Annotated in this window: 14 protein-coding genes; 7 read left to right on the forward strand and 7 right to left on the reverse strand. The window is 71.8% G+C overall.

The features are described from left to right. Positions 1-8: 8 nt before the first annotated feature. The 4 genes from ACSF8R_RS06720 to ACSF8R_RS06735 are packed head-to-tail and all read right to left on the reverse strand — an operon-like array spanning position 9 to position 11680. The gene (locus ACSF8R_RS06720; protein ID WP_434811093.1) at positions 9-1751 is read right to left on the reverse strand and encodes a hypothetical protein; all 1743 of its coding nucleotides are present in this window, start codon (positions 1749-1751) and stop codon (positions 9-11) included. Beyond that, the gene (locus ACSF8R_RS06725) at positions 1748-5824 is read right to left on the reverse strand and encodes a hypothetical protein (protein ID WP_434811094.1); all 4077 of its coding nucleotides are present in this window, start codon (positions 5822-5824) and stop codon (positions 1748-1750) included. The genes ACSF8R_RS06720 and ACSF8R_RS06725 overlap by 4 nt, the downstream gene beginning before the upstream one ends. Next, positions 5817-8924 (reverse strand): hypothetical protein, encoded by a 3108-nt coding sequence (locus ACSF8R_RS06730; RefSeq protein WP_434811095.1) that lies wholly within the window; start codon positions 8922-8924, stop codon positions 5817-5819. The genes ACSF8R_RS06725 and ACSF8R_RS06730 overlap by 8 nt, the downstream gene beginning before the upstream one ends. Then, entirely contained in the window at positions 8921-11680 is a 2760-nt protein-coding gene (locus ACSF8R_RS06735) for a DUF6603 domain-containing protein (protein WP_434811096.1), read from the reverse strand. The genes ACSF8R_RS06730 and ACSF8R_RS06735 overlap by 4 nt, the downstream gene beginning before the upstream one ends. Positions 11681-11898: 218 nt before the next feature. On the opposite strand from ACSF8R_RS06735, the gene ACSF8R_RS06740 reads away from it, so the two are divergent. The 4 genes from ACSF8R_RS06740 to ACSF8R_RS06755 all read left to right on the forward strand — a co-directional run bounded on the left by ACSF8R_RS06740 (position 11899) and on the right by ACSF8R_RS06755 (position 15308). After that, positions 11899-12168: a hypothetical protein gene (locus tag ACSF8R_RS06740; protein ID WP_434811097.1), complete on the forward strand. Its 270-nt coding sequence runs from the start codon at positions 11899-11901 to the stop codon at positions 12166-12168. 10 nt (positions 12169-12178) lie between these two features. Then, entirely contained in the window at positions 12179-13186 is a 1008-nt protein-coding gene (locus ACSF8R_RS06745; protein ID WP_434811098.1) for a DUF2332 domain-containing protein, read from the forward strand. A 131-nt stretch (positions 13187-13317) separates the two neighbouring features. Then, positions 13318-14661 (forward strand): Nramp family divalent metal transporter, encoded by a 1344-nt coding sequence (locus tag ACSF8R_RS06750; protein ID WP_434811099.1) that lies wholly within the window; start codon positions 13318-13320, stop codon positions 14659-14661. Between the two features lie 8 nt (positions 14662-14669). Then, complete coding sequence (locus tag ACSF8R_RS06755) at positions 14670-15308, forward strand: metal-dependent transcriptional regulator (RefSeq protein WP_434811100.1); 639 nt, start codon at positions 14670-14672, stop codon at positions 15306-15308. Between the two features lie 12 nt (positions 15309-15320). Here the strand turns inward: ACSF8R_RS06755 and ACSF8R_RS06760 are convergent, their stop codons facing one another. Then, a complete protein-coding gene (locus ACSF8R_RS06760) occupies positions 15321-16274 on the reverse strand; it encodes an SDR family NAD(P)-dependent oxidoreductase (RefSeq protein WP_434811101.1) in 954 nt (317 codons plus the stop codon). Between the two features lie 41 nt (positions 16275-16315). On the opposite strand from ACSF8R_RS06760, the gene ACSF8R_RS06765 reads away from it, so the two are divergent. After that, positions 16316-17134 (forward strand): HAD-IIA family hydrolase, encoded by an 819-nt coding sequence (locus ACSF8R_RS06765; protein WP_434811102.1) that lies wholly within the window; start codon positions 16316-16318, stop codon positions 17132-17134. Between the two features lie 128 nt (positions 17135-17262). Here the strand turns inward: ACSF8R_RS06765 and ACSF8R_RS06770 are convergent, their stop codons facing one another. Continuing rightward, positions 17263-20115: a glycosyl hydrolase gene (locus ACSF8R_RS06770; RefSeq protein WP_434811103.1), complete on the reverse strand. Its 2853-nt coding sequence runs from the start codon at positions 20113-20115 to the stop codon at positions 17263-17265. Between the two features lie 144 nt (positions 20116-20259). Further along, entirely contained in the window at positions 20260-20838 is a 579-nt protein-coding gene (gene pyrE, locus ACSF8R_RS06775; RefSeq protein WP_434811104.1) for an orotate phosphoribosyltransferase, read from the reverse strand. Between the two features lie 165 nt (positions 20839-21003). On the opposite strand from pyrE, the gene ACSF8R_RS06780 reads away from it, so the two are divergent. Then, a complete protein-coding gene (locus tag ACSF8R_RS06780) occupies positions 21004-22551 on the forward strand; it encodes a Re/Si-specific NAD(P)(+) transhydrogenase subunit alpha (RefSeq protein ID WP_434811105.1) in 1548 nt (515 codons plus the stop codon). Beyond that, positions 22548-23951 (forward strand): Re/Si-specific NAD(P)(+) transhydrogenase subunit beta, encoded by a 1404-nt coding sequence (pntB, locus tag ACSF8R_RS06785; protein ID WP_434811106.1) that lies wholly within the window; start codon positions 22548-22550, stop codon positions 23949-23951. The genes ACSF8R_RS06780 and pntB overlap by 4 nt, the downstream gene beginning before the upstream one ends. Positions 23952-23964: the final 13 nt, after the last annotated feature.

The following is a 23964-nucleotide window of genomic DNA, read 5'->3' on the forward strand; positions in this document are numbered from 1 at the left end:
GCACCAGGCTACGCACCCCGATCGGGGGACGGCCGTCGCGTCGCATCGAATCGCAACGCGCTCTCCCCCTCCCCGTACCCGGGGCGAACGCGTCGGCCGATCCACACGTCCCAGGTGCCGTCGGCGCGACGCGCGACCCGCGGCACCCGCTGGACGCGAACCCCTTCCCGCGGCACCTCGGCTGCTCGGATCACGCGCTGGGCCTCCTCGTCGAGCAGCACACCGCCCGGCGGTGCACCCTCGGCTGCGGCGAGTCGAGCACGGTGGAGTGTCACCCCGTCGTCACCGAGGCGGGGCACATAAGGGCGCCACGTGTCGGGCACGAAGCTCATCAGTTCGTACCCGAGCACCTCGCCGGGATCGGCATCCCCGGGTGCGATGGGAGCGGGATCGGGGGCGGCGCGCGCGGTCACGGGCACCGGATCACCGGATCCGCCCGGGACGGTCTGCACGATGGCCCAGACGAGGTTGGCGGTCTCGTCGCGGACGAATCGCACGTCCTCGATGGGCGACCCCTCGAGGGTGGGGGCGGATGCCGGTGGCACGACGAGCCCGTCGATCTCGCGCCGCGCATCACCGACGTCGCCGTCGCGCTGACCACCCTCGGTCGTTGTGAAGATCCGCCACGGGGCACGGCGTCGCCCGGCCGCCGCGACGCTGCGCCGCTCGGGCGCGACCCACTCCGACCCGAACGTGTCGCGCCAGCGGACCTCGGTGACCCGCAGGATGCCGCCGGGTGGCGTGTCCACGGGCAGCACGAGCCAGTCGTCGCCGGTGACGATCGCCGCCTCGACCACGAGGACCCGGGCAAGTTCGTGGGGGTCCGCCCAGACGGCCCCGAGGTCGATCGCGGCGTCTTCGAACTCCCAGAACCGGGATGCCGGCATGCCGGCGAACCCGAGCCGTGACGCGAGCACGTGACGCACGAAGGTCACCGGCGGCTCGGGAGGCCCGGGCGGGAGCTCGTCAGGGACCGCGTCCAGGCTCGCCCAGCCGATCTCGCCGCCTGCGTACGCGGGTGCTTCCAGGACGCGGGTCCCGGTCGCCAGCGCGAACCCGTATTCGAGGGCGCCCGCGACCCAGCTGCTCTCGCCGGTCGCCCCGAACTCCGCCCCCCACCACGCGAGCCAGTCGGTGATCGCGGCGCGGGCCGCCGCCCGTCGGGCGGCACCGGCGCGCAAGGCAGCGGCGAACCAGTCGGGCTCGCCGTCTGCGAAAGCCATGGCGACGGCGTCCGGGTCGAGCGCTCGTCCCGCGAGGAACGTGCCCATGCCGACTGCGTCGGCGGCGGGGGTGGCGTCGGGCGGGATATCAGGTGGCCGGAGCGGGCAGTGGGTCAGAAGCGCGTCGACCGCGCGACCCTCGCCGAGCCGGGACAGCTCGTCATGCAGCGCCCACGCGGCGGCATCCCGCGCCCGGGTACCGGCGACGGCCCCGGCCTCCCGTTCGACGAGGGCTTCGAGGGGGGCGCCCGGAGGAAGCGGCAGCCAATCGCCGCCGACAGAGAGGGGGCCGGGATGCCAGGCGGTCAACGGTTCGAACTCGGCGGTGATCTCGATGGCGAGCGGGGTGCCGGTATCTTCGCCGGCGAACTCCCCCACTTGCCACTGCCGACCCAGGAGCCACAGCGGATCGGCGACGGCAGCCTGAAGGCCGACGGCGGGGTCCCCGCTGACGGGGTTCGGCTCGACGCGGCTGCGCAGCGGCTGCATCGAGGTCAGCGGCGGCAGGAACCGGCGGAACACGCTCACGGCTCGCTCCTCGCGAACGTCGGCACGTCGACGGCGAGCGCGCGGAGAGCGCGCGGGTCGATCGTCGGCTCGTCGAAGGCGGACCAGTGGTCGAGGGCGATGGCAGGCAGCACGTCTCCGACCAGCGGGAGGTCGGCGGGCGTCGCGAGGCGCATCCGCAGGAGGCCGCGCACCTCGGCGAGCACCGCGTCGATCCGGGTCTCGCTCCACCCGCCGTCGTCCGGCGAGACGGCCAGCAGGAGCGCCTGCGGCGCCCGCGCGGCGGGAGCGTTCGCGTGCAACGCGAGCCCGGTCTCCACCAGCGACTCCTGACGCGACGGGGTCTCCTCCTCGGGGCTGGAGACGGTGCGCAGCGCCGGCCGGTGCTCGGCCCAGTCGTCGAGGATCAGCCCGGCGATCGCGCCGGATGCCGCGAATCCGGGCAGTGACTCGTAGACGATCGAGGTCGCAACCCCGTCGGGTGGGAGCGCATCGCCGAACCACGCCGGCGGATGCGGCGGCGGGACGAACACCGCAGCCGCGAGTTCGCCGGCGCGCCCGGTCGCGCGCCGGATGGCTGCGAGCGTCGTCCAGCGTCCCACCGGGGGACGGACCGTCCCCATCCGGGCGACCCATCGGCGGATGCCCGCGCTGGCCGCCGCCGGGACTCGCGCGTGGACGATCGCGGCGCCCGTCGGAGGCGGGACCAGGCGCTGTACGACCGGGAGCGGGCCGAGGAGGTCCGCGAGGGCTTCGGCGGTTCGCCCGTCGTCGGCGAGCGTGCGGGCACGGGCGCGGCGCCGGTCGAGCGTCGCGGCGCCGTCGGCCACGAAGGCGCGAAGCGCCGAATCCGCACCGTCGGCGTCGCCGTCAGCGGGGACGAGGACGTCCGGGTCGGTCGTGTCGCCGACCCCGATCGCGGCAAGTGCGTCGGCGGCGACGCGCAGGCGGGGAACAGTCGCCGACGCGGGATCCGGGAGTGCGGCAACGACAGCGTCGAGCCCGTCCAGCACCGCATCCAACCGCGCCGTGAGCGCGGCGGTGTCGAGGGTGTGCCGGGCGAGTTCGCTTCGTGCGCCGGCAGCGACGAGGTCGTCGGGTTCGGCACCGCGCGCGCCGCCGAGCACGGCCCGGGCGGCGCTCGCGAGCTGCCACGCCTCGCCGAGGCTGATCCGCCCGGTGCCGGTCGGTCGACCCAGGAACGGCGCGAGCGGCAGCGTCGGCCGTCGGCGCCGTAGCCGCGCCCACAGGCGACCGAGACCCTCGGGAGTGCCGTCGGCTGCGACGACGAGGTCGAGGGCACTGAGCCCGAACGGCGCGAGCAGCCGGTTCTGCCCGCCCGCGGTGCGGGCGACGACGATCCGGTCGGCGCGTCCGAGGACGCTCCGGCACCAGGCCTCCAGGAACGGGTGCGCGGCAGCGCGGATGCCGGCCTGCCACCCGTCCGCCGCGCCGGCTGCCTCGGCGCCGCCGAGAATCGCGACTCGCGCGGTCGCGCCGGCGCGCTCGCCCGCGGCGACGGGGATCTCGGGCTCCTCGGGCAGGAGCTCGCCCGACAGCGCGTCCATCGCCGCCGCAGCGCGGGCGCGGTCTCCGGTGACGAGCTGCTGCACGCCTTCGGCAAGCAGCAGGTCTGCGACGGCGTCGGCGACCTGGGCGAGCCTGGCCACGAGCGTGCTGACGGTCGCGATCTCGACGTCATCGGCGACGCGCACCCCGCCGAGTCGAGCGGGGTCGGTGAGCTGCGCGCCGAGCTCGGCGGCTTTCTGGGGGAGCACGCGGCCGTCGACGACCGACCCGGTCAGCACGAGCGACGGCTCAGCGGTGACCGTGGGGGTCTCGCGGCCGACGGTGAGCGGGGCGAGGGCCCGCAGCGCCGGAACGAACCGGTTCAACGATGGGTCCGTCTCGTGGAGCCACCGTTCGAAGCGGTAGCCGAGCAGGGCCGCGAGCTCCTGCCCCGCGCGCATCCCGCGCACGATCGCGGTCGCCTCGCGCGTGCGCGTGCTGCTGACGTCGAGGTCGAGCGGGTCGTCGGGGCCGTCCGCGGGCGCGTGGGTGAGGCGGGCGCTTCGCAGCACCGCCGCGGCGGCGGCGTGCCGCGGCGACGGCGCCTGCACCCACCCGACGCCGCCCGCCTCCTGCGGGTCGTCGCCGGCGGCGCGTGGGGTGAGCGTGATGTCTTCGACCCACGCGTACGCGCCGATCGAGATGCCCGTCGGCGCATCCCGCCGCAGCCGGGCCAGTCGTCCGCTCGCGAGCGCGGTCGCCCACGCGTCGAAGCGATGCGAGCACACGTCGAGGGCGCCGGCGAACACCGCGGCACGGATGTCGGCATCCTCCGCATCGGCGAGCCGCGCGATCCCGAGGCGGGCGCGTCGGACGACCTCGAGCGCGGCGAGGTAGGCGACCAGGGCAGCCAGGATCTCACGGGCGGCGCTGCGGGGACCGGGTCCGAACAGTCCCCGCCCGGTGATCCGCGGCGCGAGGCGTCCGGCACGGGTGATCCACGGCAGGTGTTCGCGCAGCCGCGCGAGGGCGTCGGCGGCGATCGGGTCGCGCGTGGCGATGTCGAGGTCGAACAGCTCGGGAAACAGGATGTCGGCGACGGCGCCCGCGGCATCTGGATGCACGGCCTCGACCAGAATCGGCACGCGTTGCACGATGTCCTGCCGGAGTCGGTCCTGGGCGTCGCCGGGCGGGCCGTCGAGGACGCGCTCATGCGCTTCGTTCACGAAGTCGGTGAGCTCGAGCAGCCGTCGCCGCGCCGCACGCACGGTCGCGAGGGAGCGCGCGCGTGCCGCCGAGAGCAACACCTGCAACACGCTCGCGTCGGCGGTGGACGGTGCTTGCTCGGCGAGCAGGCGCAGGACGTCAGGGTCGTCGTCGGCGACGAGCGGCAGCCCCAGCACGCGGGGTGTGCCGAGATCGGGGAGTCCCCTCAGCGCACCCGGCGGGAGATCCGCGGCCCGCTCGATCTCGCGCGCGACCGACGCCCTCTCCTCCGCTCCGGCGAGGACGACCCCGCCGGGGTGGAGGATCTGCCGAATCCGCACGTTCCGGCTCGTCGGAGCGAGCCCGAGGATCTGTGGGAGGGTGTCGCGCAGGTCACCGGTCATGACCGTCGGGGGCGCGGCCGCGGCCGACCAGATCGGCGCCGCGTGGCGCACCGCTGCGGCGACCAGCGCCTCCGCGGCGTCGTCAGGCCGATAGTCGGCGGCGGTGACGACGGGGAGGATGCCGTAGGGCTGCGCCCCGATCCGCACCGCCGGGAGCGGGCCGGCGGGACGCACATGCGCGGCGATGTACTGCTGCAGCTCGGCCGTCTCGTAGGGGCCGAGCGCCCGGGTGCGCCACGTCGCTGCCAGCCACGGCTCCCACGTCACCGGCCACAGCGCGTCGCTCGCGGCGCCCGGAAGGTCGGGGTCGAGGATCGTGCCCGACATGCCTGCCAGCCCGCCCGGGTCAGGTATCCCGAAGGCATGGGAGAGCAGACGGGGACCGGCGGTCGACAAGGCCGGAGGCGCATCGTCCGCGCGGGCGCGCTCGGTGTTGTTCGTGGGGGTGCCGGCGGCGACGAGGGAGAGCCCGGGGTGCGCGGCGAGCGCATCCCGCACGGCGGAGGCGCCGGCATCCGCTCCCCCGCTGCGCGCGCCGGTGACCGTGAGCAGATCGATGCGGTCGTCCGACGGCAGTGGCACCGTGATCGCCAGACCCGCCGCCTCGGCCCCCGCGTAGTCGCGCAGCCAGGCGGGACCGGACGGGTCACCGTCCGCGAGCGCGCGCAGGGCCGTCGCCCCCGCCTCGAACGCGGCGTCGTCCCCGGCCGCGCCGAGCGCGACGCCGACCGACGCGAGGTCGACGGGTGCGCCCTCCTGCTCCGCGGTGACGACACCTCCCTGCACGACGCGCACGCGGAAGCGCTCGGGCAGCAGGTGCGTGGCACCGGTGACGGGGTCGACGGACAGGTCGTCGGGGGAGATGCGCACCCGCAGCACGAGTCCGTCAGGGGTCTGCTGCGACTGCGTCTCGATGCGCACCGGCACGAGGAGCAGCGGCACGCCGGGGTCCAGGTCCGCCCACGGGTCAGCCATCGCCGGCCTCCATCCTCCCGAGCAGCTGTGCGAGGCGGAACCCCATCCGTGACGGTTTCTGGAACAGGGTCCACGCGAGCAGCGCGCTCGTGGCGGGCCGGCCCGCGTACGCGCCCGCGTATACGTCGGGTTCGGGAGTGTCGACGACTGTGCGCACGGTCGCCGAGAGCGTCGCCGGCAGGTGCGCGCCGACCAGGGGCGCCCAGTCCGCCCAGCCCAGTTCATCGCGCGTCCTCGGCTCCGGTCGAGGGTCAGCCTCGTCGAGCCCGAACCGGGGCGCCCCGACGTGCTCGCCGAGCGTGAACCAGTAGGCACCGTCCGGGGGCGGCGCGCCGACGGTCGCGTCGGCGGCGGAGACGGCGCTCGCGGTGAGGTCGATGCCGACCAGCAGCAGGTTCGGCACCAGCGCGATGCGGAAGAGCTCGGTGACGGGGCTGTGGTAGTCGACGGGGTAGCCGCGCACCGCACCCTGGGCGGCACGACCCTGCGCGGCGATCGCGAGCAGGTGCGGGAACCGGCGCACCACCTCGCCGCGCACGACGAGCACGAGCTTGCCGGAGCGGAGCGGATCGATGCCCTCGCCCAGCCCTCCGGTCGTGAGGGTGTGGAGGGGGCGTAGGTCGGGGGCGGGCGTCCAGAACCGGGCGAGGCTCGTGCCACGGCCGTCCGTGGGGTACTCCCGCCACACGAGCTCGCGTGCGAACTCGTGGTTCGCTCCGGTGAGAAACGACTGCACGAATCGTCCGTTGGTCTGCAGCGCCGTCACCATGTCGGGCTTGGAGATCGCGGCGACCCCCGGCATGAGCCATTCCTGGTCGTAACGGCTGAGCGCCTCGTACAGCGGATGCCGGAACTCCGGCGCGACCATCACGGTGTCGATCGCGTCTTCCGGCCGGCCCAGCAGCGCCGCGAGTCCCGGCAGGCGGGTCGCCACGCGGCGCGGCACGGTGAGGGCGGGGCGCAGCTTCCCGACGAGGTCCAGGGCGGCGAGGTCGAGTCGAGGCCGCGCCAGCTCGACAGGCTCGTCCGCGTCGAGCACGGCCTCCCCGAACGCCTCGATCACCGTCCCGGGCAGCGGCTGCTGCTCCCCCCCGTCGGGCCGATCGCCCGGCTCGTAGGGGCTGTAGCCGCTGAATCCGGCGCCGGCGAGGGCGTCCCAGATCGGCATGAGCACCCGGAAGGTCAGCAGGTCCTGTTCGAAGGGGCCCGGGTCGTCGGCGGACACGCCGGCATCCGGGAATCGCGCGATCGCCGCGCCAGGCACCGCCCATTCGTTGCGCGTGGCGACGATCCCGAACGCGAGCGCGAGGGCGGTCGCGATGAGCTCCCCCTCCGGGTCGTCGTCGGGGTGTCCGGGGATCGCGCCGACCTCTTCGGGGGTCGGGAGCGCGTCCAGCGCGTCGAGCAGCCCTTGCAGCGGCGCGTCCTCGACGGCAGAGACGACCGGATCGAGGTCGCCGCGCTCGAGGGCGTCGAGCGCCCCGCGGATGCCGGCGGTGCGGGGGCCGGCGATGGGGAGCACCCAGTCGGCGCCCGTGTCCCCGTCCGCGATGACCGCGACGGCGCGATCGGCCCGCTCCTCGACGGCTCCGAAGCGGGCGGCGCGGCCGAGCGGACGCACCAGCCGCCGCGCGGTGGCGCCGATCGCGGCCGGGGGCAACGCGCTCGCGCCTACGACGCCCCGAGCGGTCGCGCCCGGAGCTCCAGCGAGGTGCGCATGGGCTCGGGCGGTGACGCCGAGGACCGCCCCGGGTGCCATCCGCCCGAGGCTCCGGGCGTGGAGGGAGGTTTGCGCGAACAGCGACAGTTGGGCGGCACGCAGCACGGCGTTCGCGGCGCGCACGTTCTCCAGCTGCGACCACGCGCCCGCCATCAGGTCTTCCTGATCCATCCGCACGACGGCCGCGCCCAGGGCGGCGGCGATCCGGTCGGCGGGGTCGAGGGCGAGGTCGACGAGCCACGCCGGTTCGGCCCCCGCTGCGGGCACCCGGTCGCGCTGCAGGTGGGCACCGCCGTACAGCGGCGGCCCGACGACCGGGTCACCGTCGTCGGCCGGGGGGTCGATGATGGCGCGAAGCGGATCGGTGACGGTCGCGTCCCAGACGCCCGCGTTCGAGACCGGTTCGGGCTCGGGGCCGAACACGGCCCGGACGAGGGCGCCTCGGACATGGCGGGGGCCGCCTGTCGCGGAGGCGTCGATGCCGGCACCGGGATGCGTCGTGTCGACGAGGCGACGCCCGATGCCGGGCGGCGGCGGCACCGGCTCCACATCCTCCGCGAGCTGCTCGAAGTCCTTCGGATCGCCGGTCGCGAACTCCCATCGGTCGTAGAACGGCAGGTCGGCCGTCCCGCCGCCGCTGCCCCAGGACCAGGCAAGGGTCTCTCCCGGCGGCTCGGCAGCGCCGAATGCCGCCCGCACGCCAGGCTGGAAGGCGGGGACCACGAGCGCCGTCCACGCGCGATTCGGCTCGAGACGCCGAGGGCAAAGCAGCCGCGACAGGTTGAGCGCCGGCGAGCCCGATCCTGCCCGGCCGACGAGCGCTGCCTCGTTGAGGTCGGCACCGCTGAGCTGCGCGTGCGCCCACGCCCAGCCCTCCTCCGGTGGCGGAAGTTCGGCGACGGGCACGCGGATGACCGGGGGCAGCTCCGCGCCCGCGGGCGGCAGGTCCGCGCGGATCGAATCGGTCGGCACGACGACCAGCCGCAGCCACGGCGGCAGCCGCCCGTCGACGGGCGCCGCCGGCGTGAACATCCACGGCAGGTCGGGCTGGTCGAACTCGACGTGGACCAGGTCGGCGGTGCTCGCCGACCCCGTCCCGGGTTGTGGGTAGCGACGGATGACCTGCGCCGGATCGATCCCGGTCACATCCCCGGGACCCCGCACGACGATGTCCGTCGTGTCGACGAGTTCCGTCCCACCGGCGCCGTCCTCGACGGTGACCTGCACGTGCATGGTGGCGCGGGCCGGCATCCCCTCGGTGAATCGGGCGGTGATGCCGGCCGCGGCGCCGGCGCGCACGTACGGGACGAACGTGAAACTCTCAGGGTTCGCGTCGGTCGGCGAGATCGGATCGGGGCGGACGGTCACGTCATCCGTCACGGCGCCACCACCTTCGTGAGGGCGCCGAACCCACCGGCGCTGCGACGGGCGACCTGTAGGGCGTCACTCCAGGGCTGGATGCCGGCGACCTCCGCGCCGGAGTCGATGTCGGTGACGCGACTGGCGCTGGCGGCGACGACCTCGATCCGGCGGACGTCCTCGACCGGCGCGTAGCGGTCGCCGGTGCGCAAAGCAGTCGCGCCAGCGGGTCCGGCACCGAGTACCGAGGCCTCCCATCCGACGAACTTCAGCAGGCTCCTCGCCGGCCAGCGAGACGGGTCATCTGCCCAACTGTCCTCGTAGGAGAGCGTGGCCTCGGTCGCGTGCGCGCGCAGCTCCGCGCCGCCGGCGACGGCATCCGCCGGGTCGATCGCGATGCCGCCGGCGCGGTCCTCGAATTCGGGGGCGCGGAGCTGCTCGTCCTTCGTGAGCGCGAGGAACTGTCCGATCGGGAAGGATTCGGGCAGCGGCGAATGGTCGACCGTCGACCCGATCACAACCTTGGCGATGCGCAGCCGGCATCCCGCGGGGGCGACCTGTGCGGACCCAACCCGCTCGAGGGTCATCTCGAACGGGAATGCCCGCTGGGTCGCCGCGAGCAGCCCCCACGGTTCGACGAGGACGCCGGCGGCGCCCTCGGGAAGCGGGGCGAGGCGCACCGGTACGCGCTGCGCCGCGCGGTCGATGCGGCGCCACGCCTCGGGCTTGCGAAGCTCGGCCGCCACGAGCGGCAGCGGGCTGATTGCGGGCGGTGGGGGTCCAGGCGGCGGGCCGTCGCCGATCTCGATCGGGCCGAAGTCGAGACTCGGGTCCGGCAGTGGCCACGGCAGGCTGATTTTTCCGGCGCCGCTGATGCGAATCGGACCCGGCCCTGACAGTTCCAGCGCCAGCTTGACGCCGAGGAGCGAAATGCCGAATGCCTCGACGTGGGCGCTCGCGCTGATGCTCGCGGTGAAGTGAAACGGGTCGAATTGGATGATGGTGTCGAGCGATGCCCGCCCGCGGACGGCCGCGACACCGATCGACAGCCCGATCTCGATCGATCCGCCGAACTGCAGGGTGTTGGGGGTGATCGCGACGTACCCCTGCAGTCGCAACTGCAGTCCGATCGGCGGCGACAGCTCCGCGCCGATACGGCTGAGGTCGGCGAGCTCAGCGGGCTTGTGGGCGTAGGTCGGGTGGAATCCGCCGGCGCTGAAGACGACGGTGGCGTCGTCGCCGAACCGCAGCAGGAGCCCGATGCCCCCGGATACAGACAGGAACGCGATGCGCGATTGGTACAGTTCCGCTCGCAGCAGGATGATCCCACGGCCGACCTGCACCAGCACAGCGGCCCGCAGGTCGATGATGGCGGCATCGGGGTGCGGCAGGGCACAGCGGGCGCGCCCAATGATGACGACCACCGGGTCGGGGACCGCGACGATGACCCCGACGTCGAGCGTCGCGAGGCTGATGGGCCGGCCCCAGCCGAGCTGCACCATCGGACCGAGGACGAAGCCGCCCGGATGCCGGGGGAACACGTTCGCGAGCGTCTTCAGAATCGTCGGGGCCGCGCGCACCACGTCGTCGGGGAAGAAGAGCGCGTCGAGCACGCCGTCCTTGATGCCGGCGGCGAGCCGTGCGGTGTCGACGTTCACGTTCAGCCCGACGACCCCGCCGACCGCGTTGAGGGTGAAGAGGAACCCGAGCTCGATCGGCACGACGAAGCGCACCGAGACGACCGCGACGAAGCCGACCGCGCCGCCCTCGCTGAAGAACAGGCCGTAGCCGGATACCTTCACGGGGCCGAGGCTCAGTTCGAGGGCGCCGCCGAACCCGCCCGGGACGGTCCCGAGGTATCCCCCACCGCTGGCGGGGCCGACCTCGAGCGCGAGCCCGATGCCGTGCGGTGGCAGCGGCACGAGGGCGGCACTGTCGCGCCAGAAGGCGACATCCCCGCGAAGGAGTGCCGCGGGCCGGAGGACCAGCGCGAGTCCGGCGCCGTCGACGCGGGCCGTGATGACGCCGCCGACGTCGGCGGCGAGGCGGCTGCGGATCTCGATGCGGATGCCGTCGTCGCGCGGCGCGAGCGACAGCTCGATGCCGTCGAGGTCGACGACCTGCGCTGCCAGGCGTCCCGGGAGCGTGAGCGGACCGGCGGATCCGGCGACGGTGAGGCCGGCGGCATCCACTGTGAACGACACGCTCGTCTCGGCGGAGCCTGCTGCGCCGATCAGCAGCTGCACGAGGCCGCTCGTGCCCTCGCCGAGATCCAGCTTCGCGCGCTCTGCGGCGAGGGTCATCGAGAGTCCGGCCGGGTCGAGCGCGAGCGTGAGGGATAGCTCGCCGATCTGCAGGATCGCGACGTCGACGTCGTTGGCGCTCCAGGTCAGTTCGACCCGCGAGCCGGTGACCTTCGCGGTCGGGTCGTGCAGGCCGAGTTGGCGCACGAGGGCGCCCGGTTGCACGTCATCGAGGATCCGTTCGACGAGTGTCCCCGGCGCCGCGTCGGGGTCGGCGGTCTGGATGGCCTGCAGCACAAGCTCGACCGCGGACCGGGCTTCGCGGATGCCGGTGACGACGTCGGGTACGGCAAGCGCGGCTGCCGCGTTCTGCGCGTGGACGGCGGCTTGGTCGAGGTGGGTCTTCACGGCGACCGCGTCGCGTGCTGCGCCCCCAACGAGGGCCTCGATCTGCGCCACGGTTGCATGCTCGCGCACCCGCGCGAGGGCGTACTGGAGTGCGGCGCTGAGGAGCTTCTCGGGAACCTCGTGCATGGGACCCCACCACGGTGCAGATCGCTAGAACCGCGTGAATCGCGGAGGCGCAGCCCGTCGGCTGCGGCGCCGTCCAGAAGGGCGACGCCTCGAGGCATGAGGTGCGATGCCGCCTCCACCAGGTAGCGAGGCCATCTCAGTGTGATCCGGTCGGGGTTCCGGTGTCAACAGCGGTGACCTGCAGGTGCGCCACAGGCGCGATCTGCGAGAATCGGGCCATGTCTGATGTCGCCGCGAACCGTTCGAATCCGTCTGCTTGGGTGGCGTTCTGGGTGGGGCTGGCCGGCCTCATCCTCATGCCGATCCCCCTCTTCATCGGACTGATCCTCGGCGGTGGCCTTTCTGTCGTCGCTGCGATCTTCGGGGTGATCGGGCTGCTCAAGGGCCTCGCCCGCGGCGGCAAGGGCATCGCCCCCGTCGTGTTCGCCGCGATCTTCATCGCGCTCACGTGGGGCGGCATCTCGCTCGGCGGCGGCATCGTCTGGTGATGCAGGTGCCGTGACCGCCGACCTCGAGGTCTACGCCGCGCACTACGACGACTTCGGTCGGCGATGGGCGCACGGCACATCGCCCCTCTACGAGGAGTGGGCGGTGGGCATCGCGGACGATGCCGAGGCGCTCGCGCACATCGTCGCGCTGCCGAGGCTGAAGCGGCAGCCGAACCTCGTGTTCGCGTGCGCGCGGTGGCTGGGGTGTCCCCTCACCGGCTATCGCGACTTCCGCGAGTGGTTCCTGGCGCACGTCGACGACGTCGCCGCGCTCGCCTCGACGCGGGCGACGCAGACCAACGAGGCGACGCGTTGCGCGACGCTGCTGCCGGTGCTCTCACGCATCGACGGTCCGGTCGCGCTGCTCGAGACGGGCACCGCGGCCGGACTCTGCCTGCATCCGGACCGGTACAGCTACCGGTACGCAACCCCGGACGGTCCGCGCGCTCTCGACCCGGCCTCGGGCCCGAGCGAGGTCGTGCTCGACTGCCGGCTGGATGACGCCGCCGCCGCACCCGAGCGGATGCCGGAGGTCGTGTGGCGCGCCGGCATCGACCTGTCGCCGATCGATCCGGCCGACAGCGATGCGGTCGCCTGGCTCGCGAACCTGATCTGGCCGGGCCCCGACCACGACACCCGGGTCGCACGGTTGCGCGGTGCGGCGGCGATCGCGGCATCCGACCGGGCTCGGGTCGTGGCGGGCGACATCCGCGAGCAGCTCGAGCCGCTCGTCGCTGAGGCGCCCGCCGACGCAACCCTGGTCGTCTTCCATTCGGCCGTGCTGCTCTACCTCGACGCCGACGGCCGGCGCGAGTTCGCCGCCACGATCGACCGGGTGCGCGCCGGCCGCGATCTCGTGTGGCTGTCGAACGAGGGCATCGGCACCCTGCCCGTCTACCACCCGCCGGTGCCCGACGCCCTAGACACGCACCACCGCTTCGTGCAGACCGTCGACACCCGCCCCGTCGCCCTCGCCGGACAGCACGGCGCAACGTACGAGGTGCTCCCCTTCCGATGACCCCCTGCCGACTTCGTGGCACTTGTTGTCGCGCAGCGCACCGGCGAGCGACAACGAGTGCCACCAACTCGACCGGCTGCCCGGCCGTCGGCATATTTCGGGTAGCCGAAAAATCCGCTACGGTTTTCGGTATGCCGAAAAGTGCGGCCGTCGACACGCGCCCCGCCCCGAATCGGGCGAAGCGCGCAGCGTGGCTGCTGGGCCCCGCGCTGGTCGCCGGTGTCGCCTACCTCGATCCGGGCAACGTCGCCAGCAACATGACGGCGGGCGCCCGCTACGGCTACCTGCTGGTGTGGGTCGTCGTGCTCGGCAACACGATGGCGTGGCTCATCCAGTACCTGTCGGCGAAACTCGGCATCGTCACCGGGCGTAGCCTCGCCGAGACGCTCGGCGAGCGCATCCAGAACCGCTGGGGACGACGCGCCTACTGGCTGCAGGCCGAACTCGTCGCGATGGCCACCGACATCGCCGAAGTCATCGGCGGTGCCGTCGCGCTGTGGCTGCTGTTCGGCGTGCCGCTGCTGTGGGGCGGCGTGATCACCGGCACCGTGTCGATCGCGCTGCTGTTGATCCAGGCGCGTCGCGGCGCCCGCAGCTTCGAGTTCGTCGTCATCGGGCTCATGCTCATCATCGCGCTCGGCTTCACGTACGGCGTGTTCGTCGCACCGCCGGATGCCGCGAGCGTCGCGGACGGGCTCGTGCCGCGCTTCGAGGGCACCGACTCGGTGCTGCTGGCGGCATCCATTCTGGGCGCGACGATCATGCCCCACGCCATCTACGCGCACAGCGCCCTCGCCCGTGACCGATTCGCCCCCGGATCGACCACTCCGCAGTCACGTGCGCGGGGTATCGGCGCCGTCGGCCCGGCGCACGTGACTGCGGAACGGGATGCGGTTGCGCTCGAAGGTCGCCGGGGCATCGGGACCGCCCGGTTGCTGCGGGCCACCAAGTGGGACGTGACCATCGCGCTTGCCATCGCGGGCACCGTCAACCTGTGCATGCTGCTGCTGGCTGCCGCGAACCTCGCCGGGGCGCCCGGCACCGACAGCCTCGAAGGCGCGCACGCAGCGCTGGGCGCGGGGCTCGGCCCGGTCATCGCGACCCTGTTCGCCGTCGGGCTGCTCGCCAGCGGCCTCGCCTCGACCGCCGTCGGCGCCTACGCGGGTGCCGAGATCATGCAGGGACTGCTCAAGGTGCGCATCCCGCTGCTCGCCCGACGCCTGCTCACCCTCGCCCCGGCGCTCATCATCCTGGCGATCGGGGTCGACCCCACCCTCGCGCTCGTGCTGAGCCAGGTGGTGTTGAGCTTCGGCATCCCGTTCGCGCTCGTGCCGCTCGTGGCACTCACGGCCCGCAGCGACGTGCTCGGCGGGTTCCGCAACCGCGTGTGGACGACCGCCGCCGGCATCGCCGCATCGCTGTTCCTCATCACCCTCAACGGCGTCCTGCTGTGGCTCGTGTTCACGGGCGGATAGCCTGAAGCGTGCCCTCCGCCGCGATCGACGACTACCTGAAGGCGATCTACCACCACACCGAGTGGCAGACCGCCCCGATCACGCCGTCACAACTGGCCGGCGTGCTGGGTCTCGCGCCGTCGACGGTCACCGAAATGGTGCAGAAGCTCGCCGCGCAGGACCTCGTCTCGCACCGCCCGTACGGCCCCGTGACACTGACGGATGCCGGGCGTCTGCGGGCGGCATCCATCATCCGCCGCCACCGACTCATCGAGACGTGGCTGGTGCGCGAATTCGGCTACGCGTGGGACGAAGTGCACGATGAGGCCGAGGTGTTGGAGCACTCGATCAGCGACCGCCTGCTCGAGGGCATTTCGGAGCGGCTCGGGCATCCGCGGTTCGATCCGCACGGCGACGCGATCCCCGACGCCGCGGGCGAAGTGGAGCGGGTGCCGTTCGTGTTGCTCGGCGAAGCGCGCATCGGGCACGCCGGTCGCGTGCTGCGGGTGAGCGACCGCGACCCCGAGCTGCTGCGCGCGCTGGAGGAGGCCGGCATCGACGTCGGCCACACCCTCACCGTCACGGGTCGTGACGCGGTCGCGATCGACGACTCCCCCACCGTGACCCTGCCGCAGGGCGCGGCCGAGGCCGTCTGGCTCACGGCCTGACAGACCTGCAGCTCAGCGAGCGCGGGTGCGCGAGGCTTTGAGGTAGGGCCACTCGGTGCGGGTCGCGTACTCGCAGTAGTCCCACAGTCGCGCGCAGATGTTCTCGTCGCGCGTGATCTTGGGCGGCGTCGACAGCTTCGGGATGCCGGTCACTACCCGCGACGGACCCCAGAACTGCCCGCCTTCGACGTCGGGATCGACGAGTGCCCGTACGAGCGGCCAGGCACCGCGCTCCTTGGACTGCGTGATCGGCGCCTGCAGGTTGTCGGTGAACCGCTTGAGCCGGTTCGGCGCGTTCACACCGGCGATGCCGCGGGTGCGCCCGCCGATCGAGTAGCCCGGGTGCGCGACGACGCTCGCGACGGGCACGTTCGCGGCCCGCAGTCGACGATCGGCCTCGAATCCGAGTGCGGTGGTGGCGATCTTGGACTGCACGTACGCCCGCCACGGCGTGTAGCCGTTCTCGAGCTCGGGGTCGATGGGGTCCATCGGGGTGAGCATGGTCGAGATCGACCCGTTCCAGACGAGCCGCCCACGGCCCGCGGCGAGCGGCAGCAACAGTGCGCCGGCCAGCGCGTAGTGGCCGAGCGCGTTGGTGGCGAAGACCATCTCGTGCCCGTCGCGGGTGACCTCGCGGTGGCGTGGCGGGTGCACGACGCCGGCGTTGAGCAGGATGCCGTTGAGCCCCTTGCGCGACTTCACCGTTGCGGCGGCCGCGCGCACCGAGCCGAGATTGCTGGTGTCGAGCAGGAGCGTCTCGACCGAGGCATCCGGATGCTGCCGCAGCACGGCGCCGCGCGCTGCGGCGAGGCGGTTGGGATTGCGGCCGCTCATGATGACGTGGGCACCCGCACCGGCGAGCTGCAGCGACGAGAAGAAGCCGAGGCCCGCGTTGGAACCGGTGACCAGGTAGCGCTTGCCGGACAGGTCGGGCAGCAGCTCGGGGTCCCAGGTGTCGCGCGCCACGAGACCGACACTACGGGCATCGAGCCGATTAGTCTGGTCCCATGCGGACACGCGCCGACATCGACTGCTGGCTGACCGACATGGACGGCGTGCTCGTCCACGAGAACCGCCCGATTCCGGGCGCCGCCGACCTGCTCGCGCACTGGCGCGACACCGGCACGCCGTTCCTCGTGCTGACGAACAACCCGATCTTCACGCCGCGCGATCTGAGCGCGCGACTGCGGGCGTCCGGCCTCGACGTTCCGGAGGAACGCATCTGGACCTCGGCGCTCGCGACGGCGGACTTCCTCCGGTCGCAGCTGCCCGGCGGCTCGGCGTTCGTGATCGGCGAGGCGGGGCTGACCACGGCGCTGCACGAGGCCGGCTACATCATGACCGAGACGCAGCCCGATTACGTCGTCGTCGGCGAGACGAGGCAGTACTCGTTCGAGGCGATCACGAAGGCGATCCGATTCATCAACGACGGCGCCCGCTTCATCGTCACCAATCCCGACGCGACCGGCCCCACGCCCTGGGGTGTGGTGCCCGCGACGGGAGCCTTCGCTGCGCTCATCACGAAGGCGACCGGCCGCGAACCGTACGTGGTCGGCAAACCGAACCCGATGATGTTCCGCTCGGCGCTCAACCAGATCGGGGCGCACTCCGAGACGACGGGCATGATCGGCGACCGGATGGACACCGACGTCGTCGCCGGCATCGAGGCGGGGCTGCACACCGTGCTGGTGCGCACCGGCATCTCGGATGACGCCGAGATCGCGAAGTATCCGTTCCGGCCCGACGAGATCCTCGACTCGGTGGCCGATCTGCTGCCGGTCGAGCCGGTCGAGACAGAACTGCCCGAACTGGCGGACGGCCTCTGATGAACGAGTTCGAACAGACGATGCTGTTCGCCACGACGACGGTGATCCTCCTGGGCACCCTCATCGTGTTCGCGGTGCAGTTCTTCCGCGGCCGCGGCGGTGGTGAGTAGCCGCGGCCGCGGAAGAACTCAGGCCCGGCGGCGGCGGACGACCAGCACGAAGCCCAGGGTCAGCGCCGCCAGTGCGAGCGCGATCGTTCCGGTGACGAGTGCCGTCGTGCCACCGGTGGCGGCAAGCCCGCCGGTCGAACCCGCGACCGGCGCCTCGCTCGGCTCCGTGGGCTCGGTGGGCTCGGTCGGCTCGGTCGGCTCGGTCGGCTCGGTCGGCTCGGTCGGCTCGGTCGGCTCGGTGGGCTCGGTGGGCTCGGTGGGCTCGGTGGGCTCGGTGGCATCTTCGCCCGTCACGACGATGTCGTCGAGCACAACCGAACCGGTGGCGGGTGCCTCAGTGTCGGCTTGCGTCAGCATCAGCACGACTTCGCGAACATCGGCCAAGTCCGTCGCGCTCGGGCGCAGTTCGGGGTCGATGCCCGAGGGCCAGCCGACGACGGCATCCGCGAAGTTCAGTTCGATGGTGCCGGCCTCCGCGCCGTCGAGCCGGTGCTCGAGGTTCCAGAACGTGTCTTCGGACTGGCCCGGCTGCGCCGGCGTGCGGAACTGGATGAGCAGGTTCTGGGTGGAACCGTTCGGGTCGACCCACAGTCGCACGCGGTCGCGACCCGCCCAGTTCGCGGCGTCCTGCCCGCCGATCCAGCGCGCGACCTGCGTATAGGTCTCGGCACCGAAGTCGTAGGCGTACTCGGTCGCCTGCGATCCGCTCGCAGCGTCGCGGTCGAGCGTCAGCTGCTGCGCCCCATTGCGATTCGACCACGCCGCGCGCAGCCCGTCGGTATCGGCATACGCCTCGAAGTCGTCCAGCGAGATCGGGCCCGTCGAGGTCTCCGGCTCCTCCGGCTCGGCTCCCTCACCCGCAGTCGAGATGTCGTCGATGCGGATCGTTCCTGAGGTCGGCGCGTCGCCGACGTGGTTCATGTAGATCGCGAACTTCGTCACCGAGTCGAGCAGTTGCGGTGTCAGACGCGCGTCCGGCTGGTTCTGCCAGGTCGGTGTCCGGAAGTCTTCGAACGCGAGCGCGACCTCGCCGGGCTCGTCGCCAGCGAGCGACGGGTATCCCTCGAACGCCAACCCGCCGGCCGTCACCTGGATGACGAGCTTCTGGTTCGACGCATCCGGATCAAGCCAGAGTCGCAACTCGTTGTCGGCCGACCAGTCCTGCGACTGGGCGTAGGCCTTCGTGAATCCGAGGTAGCCGCCCACATTCAGGTCGTAGGCGATCTGCAGCGCGCGGCTGCGCCCCTCGACCTCTGCCAAGGAGAAGGTGCTGGCGGCGGTGTTCTCGGCCGTGTACGCGGTGCGCAGCGCGGTGTCATTCGCGTAGGTCTCGAAGTCGTCGATGACGCCGGGCGCGAGTTCTGGCGCGGCGCCGACGATGACGTTCGTCGTCGCAGTGAGCGCGCGCTCGCCCGTCGTGACTGCCGCGGTGATCGTCGCCTCGCTGTTCTCGTCGACACCGGCAGCATCCCACTCAGCCGACCAGAACCCCTCGTCATCCAGCACCAGCTCGACGGGCGCGTCGGTGCCGGTGGCGGTGAACGCGGCGCCGGAGACATCGGCGTCGTCGACGCCCGTCAGCTTGATACGAACGGTGGCGGGGAGCTCCTCGACCCGTGACCCGTCCGCCGGGGAGGCGATGCGGATCGACGCATCGTGAGCAGCCGTCGAGATCGACCGGGTGTAGAGGTCGACTGGCAGGTCGCCCGCGAACACCGTGTGCTCGTCGGCAGCGAACGCGGCGAAATCATCCGCCATCTCGTGGCCTGCCGGCGGCACGTAGATCTGCCCGCCGCCGAAGTTCGCCCACGTGAGCATGTACGCGATCTTCGAAGCGTCGGCATCCGCCTTGATCGCGGCCAACAGGTCGGTGAAGTACGTCAGGCTCTTGTTGCCGGTCGGCTGGATGGTGCGATCACCGTTGCGCCCGAACTCGGTGAACGCCGAGATCTTGCCTCGCGTCTCGGCGAGACGCGCCAGCATCCCGAGATCGGTGACGACCTCATCGATCCACACCGACGAGTCATCGGGTTCGTTTGAGTTCTCGTAGGTGTCATAGCCGAGCACATCGACCCATTCGTCGCCTGGGTAGGTGGCGAGGTAACGGTCGGCATCGCCGGCGAACGTGCCGCCGGGTGAGAACGAGTACAAGAAGTTGTGCACGCCCTTCACGTCGCGCAGGTACTCGACGGTGTAGCGGAAGATCTCTTTGAACTCCGCGGTCGTCGCGTGCGAGGCACCCCACCAGAACCACGAACCGGTGTTCTCGTGCCACGGACGGAAGATGACCGGCACGAGCGTGCCATCGGCGCGCTCGGCGCCCTGCGCGGCGCGCGCGATGAGGTCGAGGTACGCGAGGAACTCGTCGTTGAAGTCGCCACCGGGCAGGATCTGGCTGACCGGACGGTTGCTGACGTCGTTGTACGCACCACCGGTGACGAAGTTGTCGAAGTGCGCGCTGAGCGTCGGGATGCCGCCCTTGGCGTCGGCGTCGACGAACGCCTGCGCGAGCAGATCGGCGTTCTGTTCAGGCGTGTTCGAATCGATGCCCGGGCGTTCGCCGCCGTCGATGATCAGCGTGTCGAACCCGAAGACAGCCGGATAGTCTCCGGTTACGTCGTACGCATCGGAGTCACCTCCGCCGATGCTGTAGTCGGTCGCGTGCTGCTGGCCGAACAGCACGCCTTGCCCCTGCTGCTCTTCGAGGAAGTCGAAGAGCGATCGAGTCTGGGCGGTCGCAGACGGATCGACCATGGTGTGCGTGTCGCCGTCCGCGGCGAGCGCGGGCGGGGCGCCCGAAGCGAGCAGGATGGCCGTGGTGGCCAAAGCCATCGAGGTGAGGATGCGGGTGTGCAGCGGTCGTCGTCGCATGGGACTTCTCCGTTGAAGCGGCGGCAGGGCCGGAGCGGGGTGTCCGACGTGCCGAGGCTAGACGAGCCCCGTCCCGTTTGTAAAGCGCTTTAGTCAGATTGTGACAACGACGGACATGAACCCGTCGCTGCTGACGCCCAGGGCCTACTGCGGCGCGAGGCCGAGATCGTCGAGGTCGATCGCGGCCAGCCACTGCAGCCCCTCGGCTTCGACTGCGGCCTGCGCGCCGGTCTTGCGGTCGACGATGACAGCGACGGCCACCGGCTCGGCACCCTCGCGACGCAGCGCCTCGACGGCCTTCAGCGCCGACTGCCCCGTCGTCGACGTGTCCTCGACGACGACGACGCGCTTGCCCGACACGTCGGCGCCCTCGACCTGGCGACCTCGGCCGTGGTCCTTCGGCTCCTTGCGCACGACGAACGCGTCGAGGGGGCGGCCCGCGCGCACCGACTCGTGCATGACGGCGTTGGCGATCGGGTCTGCGCCGAGCGTGAGCCCGCCGACCGCCACGATGCCGTCGACGTCGCGGATCAGGTCGAGCATGATGCGCCCGATCGCGGGTGCGGCGCGGTGGTCCAGGGTGAGCTTGCGCATGTCGACGTAATACGACGCCTTCTTGCCGCTCGACAGGGTGAAGTCACCGTGGAAGACGGCCTCGTCGCCGATGAGCGTGATCAGCGCCTGGCGGTCGGATTCGAGCTCGGGAGACGAAGAGAAGGTCATGCCCCCGAGTCTACGGAAGGCCCCGCCCGGCAACCGCGCTCCGGCATCCGAACTCCTCAAGAACCGGGGATCTTTCACCGAAACGCTCCCATCCAGGCCTTGACGCGCCAATAGATTGAGGAGTCCCGCACACCGTCGGCGTCGCTGCCGACCGGAAGGACCACCATGACGCGCATCGGCATCGTCGCTGAGCAGCCAGCAGAGCACAGGGTCGCCGTCTCGCCCCTGACCACGGAGAAGATCATCGCCCTCGGCTATGAGGTCGTCGTCGAGCAGGGGGCCGGGGCGGGCGCGAGCTTTCCCGACGACGCGTACGTCGCCGCCGGCGCCGAGATCGTCGACCGTCAGACCGCGTGGTCCTCAGCCATCGTGCTGAAGATCGCCGCGCCGGTGGATGCCGAGATGTCGCTGCTGCAGCCGGGCACCACCGTCATCGGACTGCTCGCCCCCGCACTGCGCCCCGAACTGCTCGAGGCGCTCGCGGGGCGCGGCGTCACCGCCCTCGCGATGGATGCCGTGCCGCGCATCTCACGCGCGCAGTCGATGGACGTGCTCAGCTCGATGGCGAACATCTCGGGCTACCGCGCCGTCGTCGAGGCGGCGCACGAGTTCGGTCGCTTCTTCACCGGTCAGGTGACCGCCGCAGGCAAGGTGCCGCCCGCCAAGGTGCTCGTCGCCGGCGCCGGTGTGGCAGGGCTCGCTGCGATCGGCGCGGCATCCAGCCTCGGCGCCATCGTGCGGGCCACCGACCCGCGCCCCGAAGTCGCCGACCAGGTCCGCTCGATCGGCGGCGAGTATCTCGAGGTCGTCGTCCCCGACGAGCAGAAGCAGGTCTCCTCCGACGGCTATGCGAAGGCAACGAGCGACGCCTACAACCGTCGCGCCGCCGAGATGTACTCCGAGCAGGCCGCCGACGTCGACATCATCGTGACGACCGCGCTCATTCCGGGGCGGGCCGCACCGCGACTGATCACGGCGGCGGATGTCGCGAGCATGAAGCCCGGCAGCGTCATCGTCGACATGGCCGCCGGCCAGGGCGGCAACGTCGAGGGGTCGGTCGCCGGCGAGCGCACCGTCACGCCGGGCGGCGTCACGATCCTGGGCTACACCGACCTGCCGGGTCGGCTCCCGCAGCAGGCGTCGCAGCTGTACGGCACGAACCTCCTCAACCTGCTGAAGCTGCTCACGCCCAGCAAAGACGGCACGCTGACCATCGACGACGACGACATCGTGCAGCGCTCGGTGACCGTTGTGAAGGACGGCACGATCACCTGGCCGCCGCCGCCCGCGCAGGTCTCTGCCGCGCCGGCCGCCGCAGCCGCCGCGCCACCGGAACCACCCGCACCGAAGAAGACGATGTCGCAGGGCGCGAAGACCGGGCTCATCGCCGCCGGTATCGCCGCACTGTTCGCCGTCTGCGCGTTCGCCCCTGCACCGCTGCCGCAGCACTTCCTCGTGCTGGTGCTGTCGGTCGTCGTCGGCTTCTACGTCATCGGCAAGGTCGCGCACGCCCTCCACACCCCGCTCATGAGCGTCACCAACGCGATCAGCGGCATCATCATCGTCGGCGCCATGGTGCAGATCACCGCCGATGACCTCGTCGTGCAGGTGCTCGCCGCGGCCGCTGTGCTGCTGGCATCCATCAACATCTTCGGCGGGTTCGCCGTGACGCGACGCATGCTCGCGATGTTCTCGAAGGAGGGCGACCGATGAGTCTCGCGATCTCGATCAGCACCGCGGCCTACATCGTCGCCGCGCTCCTGTTCATCCTGAGCCTCGCGGGGCTCAGCAAGCACGAGACGGCCCGCCGCGGCGTCGTCTACGGCATCGTCGGCATGGCGATCGCCCTGGTCGCGACCGTGTGGCTCGCCGCATCGGCCGCGTGGGGCACCACGTCGGGCACGATCGGCCTCACCCTGCTCGCAGCAGCGGTCGTGGTCGGCGCGATCATCGGCCTGTGGCGCGCGCGCGTCGTCGAGATGACGGGGATGCCGGAGCTCATCGCACTGCTGCACTCCTTCGTCGGTCTCGCGGCGGTGCTGGTGGGCTGGAACGGCCACCTGCACGACTCCGGCCTCACCGGGGCGCTGGCCGACATCCACCACGCCGAGGTGTTCATCGGCGTGTTCATCGGCGGCGTGACCTTCACCGGGTCGATCGTCGCGTTCTTGAAGCTGTCGGCGCGGATGGCGTCGAAGCCGCTCGTGCTGCCGGGCAAGAACTTCCTCAACCTCGGTGCACTCGTCGTGTTCGTGGCGCTGACGGTCTGGTACGTCATCACCCCCTCGCTCGCCCTGCTCATCGCCGTCACGGCGGTCGCACTGCTGCTCGGCTGGCACCTGGTCGCCTCGATCGGCGGCGGCGACATGCCGGTGGTCGTCTCGATGCTCAACAGCTACTCGGGGTGGGCGGCAGCTGCCGCGGGCTTCCTGCTGAACAACGACCTGCTCATCGTGACGGGTGCGCTCGTCGGCTCGTCGGGTGCGTACCTGTCGTACATCATGTGCAAGGCGATGAACCGGTCGTTCCTGTCGGTGATCGCCGGCGGCTTCGGCATCGAAGCGCCCAAGGGCGATGACGCCGACCACGGTGAGCACCGCGAGATCGACGTCGAGTCGGCGGCGGAGATGCTGGCATCCGCGTCGTCGGTGGTCATCACTCCGGGCTACGGCATGGCCGTCGCGCAGGCGCAGTACCCCGTCGCAGAGCTCACGCACCGGTTGCGTGAGAAGGGCGTCGACGTGCGCTTCGGCATCCACCCGGTGGCCGGTCGCCTGCCCGGGCACATGAACGTGCTGCTGGCCGAGGCGAAGGTGCCGTACGACGTCGTGCTCGAGATGGACGAGATCAATGACGACCTGGCATCCACCGATGTCGTGCTCGTGATCGGCGCGAACGACACCGTCAACCCGGCCGCCGCCGAAGACCCGGGGTCGCCGATCGCGGGGATGCCGGTGCTGCGCGTGTGGGAGGCGCAGAACGTCATCGTGTTCAAGCGGTCGATGGCCTCCGGCTACGCCGGCGTGCAGAATCCGCTGTTCTTCCGCGAGAACGCGCAGATGCTGTTCGGCGACGCGAAGGAGCGTGTGGAGGACATCCTCCGCGTCCTGTGACCCGGCGGGCGGG

This window comes from Microbacterium sp. bgisy189, assembly GCF_965345345.1.
In the GTDB taxonomy this organism is placed as follows: Bacteria; Actinomycetota; Actinomycetes; order Actinomycetales; family Microbacteriaceae; genus Microbacterium.

Coding starts and splice junctions, on each gene's coding strand:
- pntB (WP_434811106.1), top strand. CDS start 22,548: ATGAGTCTCGCGATCTCGATCAGCACCGCGGCCTACATCGTCGCCGCG.
- ACSF8R_RS06735 (WP_434811096.1), bottom strand. CDS start 11,680: ATGCACGAGGTTCCCGAGAAGCTCCTCAGCGCCGCACTCCAGTACGCC.
- pyrE (WP_434811104.1), bottom strand. CDS start 20,838: ATGACCTTCTCTTCGTCTCCCGAGCTCGAATCCGACCGCCAGGCGCTG.
- ACSF8R_RS06770 (WP_434811103.1), bottom strand. CDS start 20,115: ATGCGACGACGACCGCTGCACACCCGCATCCTCACCTCGATGGCTTTG.
- ACSF8R_RS06725 (WP_434811094.1), bottom strand. CDS start 5,824: ATGGCTGACCCGTGGGCGGACCTGGACCCCGGCGTGCCGCTGCTCCTC.
- ACSF8R_RS06765 (WP_434811102.1), top strand. CDS start 16,316: ATGCGGACACGCGCCGACATCGACTGCTGGCTGACCGACATGGACGGC.
- ACSF8R_RS06740 (WP_434811097.1), top strand. CDS start 11,899: ATGTCTGATGTCGCCGCGAACCGTTCGAATCCGTCTGCTTGGGTGGCG.
- ACSF8R_RS06780 (WP_434811105.1), top strand. CDS start 21,004: ATGACGCGCATCGGCATCGTCGCTGAGCAGCCAGCAGAGCACAGGGTC.
- ACSF8R_RS06750 (WP_434811099.1), top strand. CDS start 13,318: ATGCCGAAAAGTGCGGCCGTCGACACGCGCCCCGCCCCGAATCGGGCG.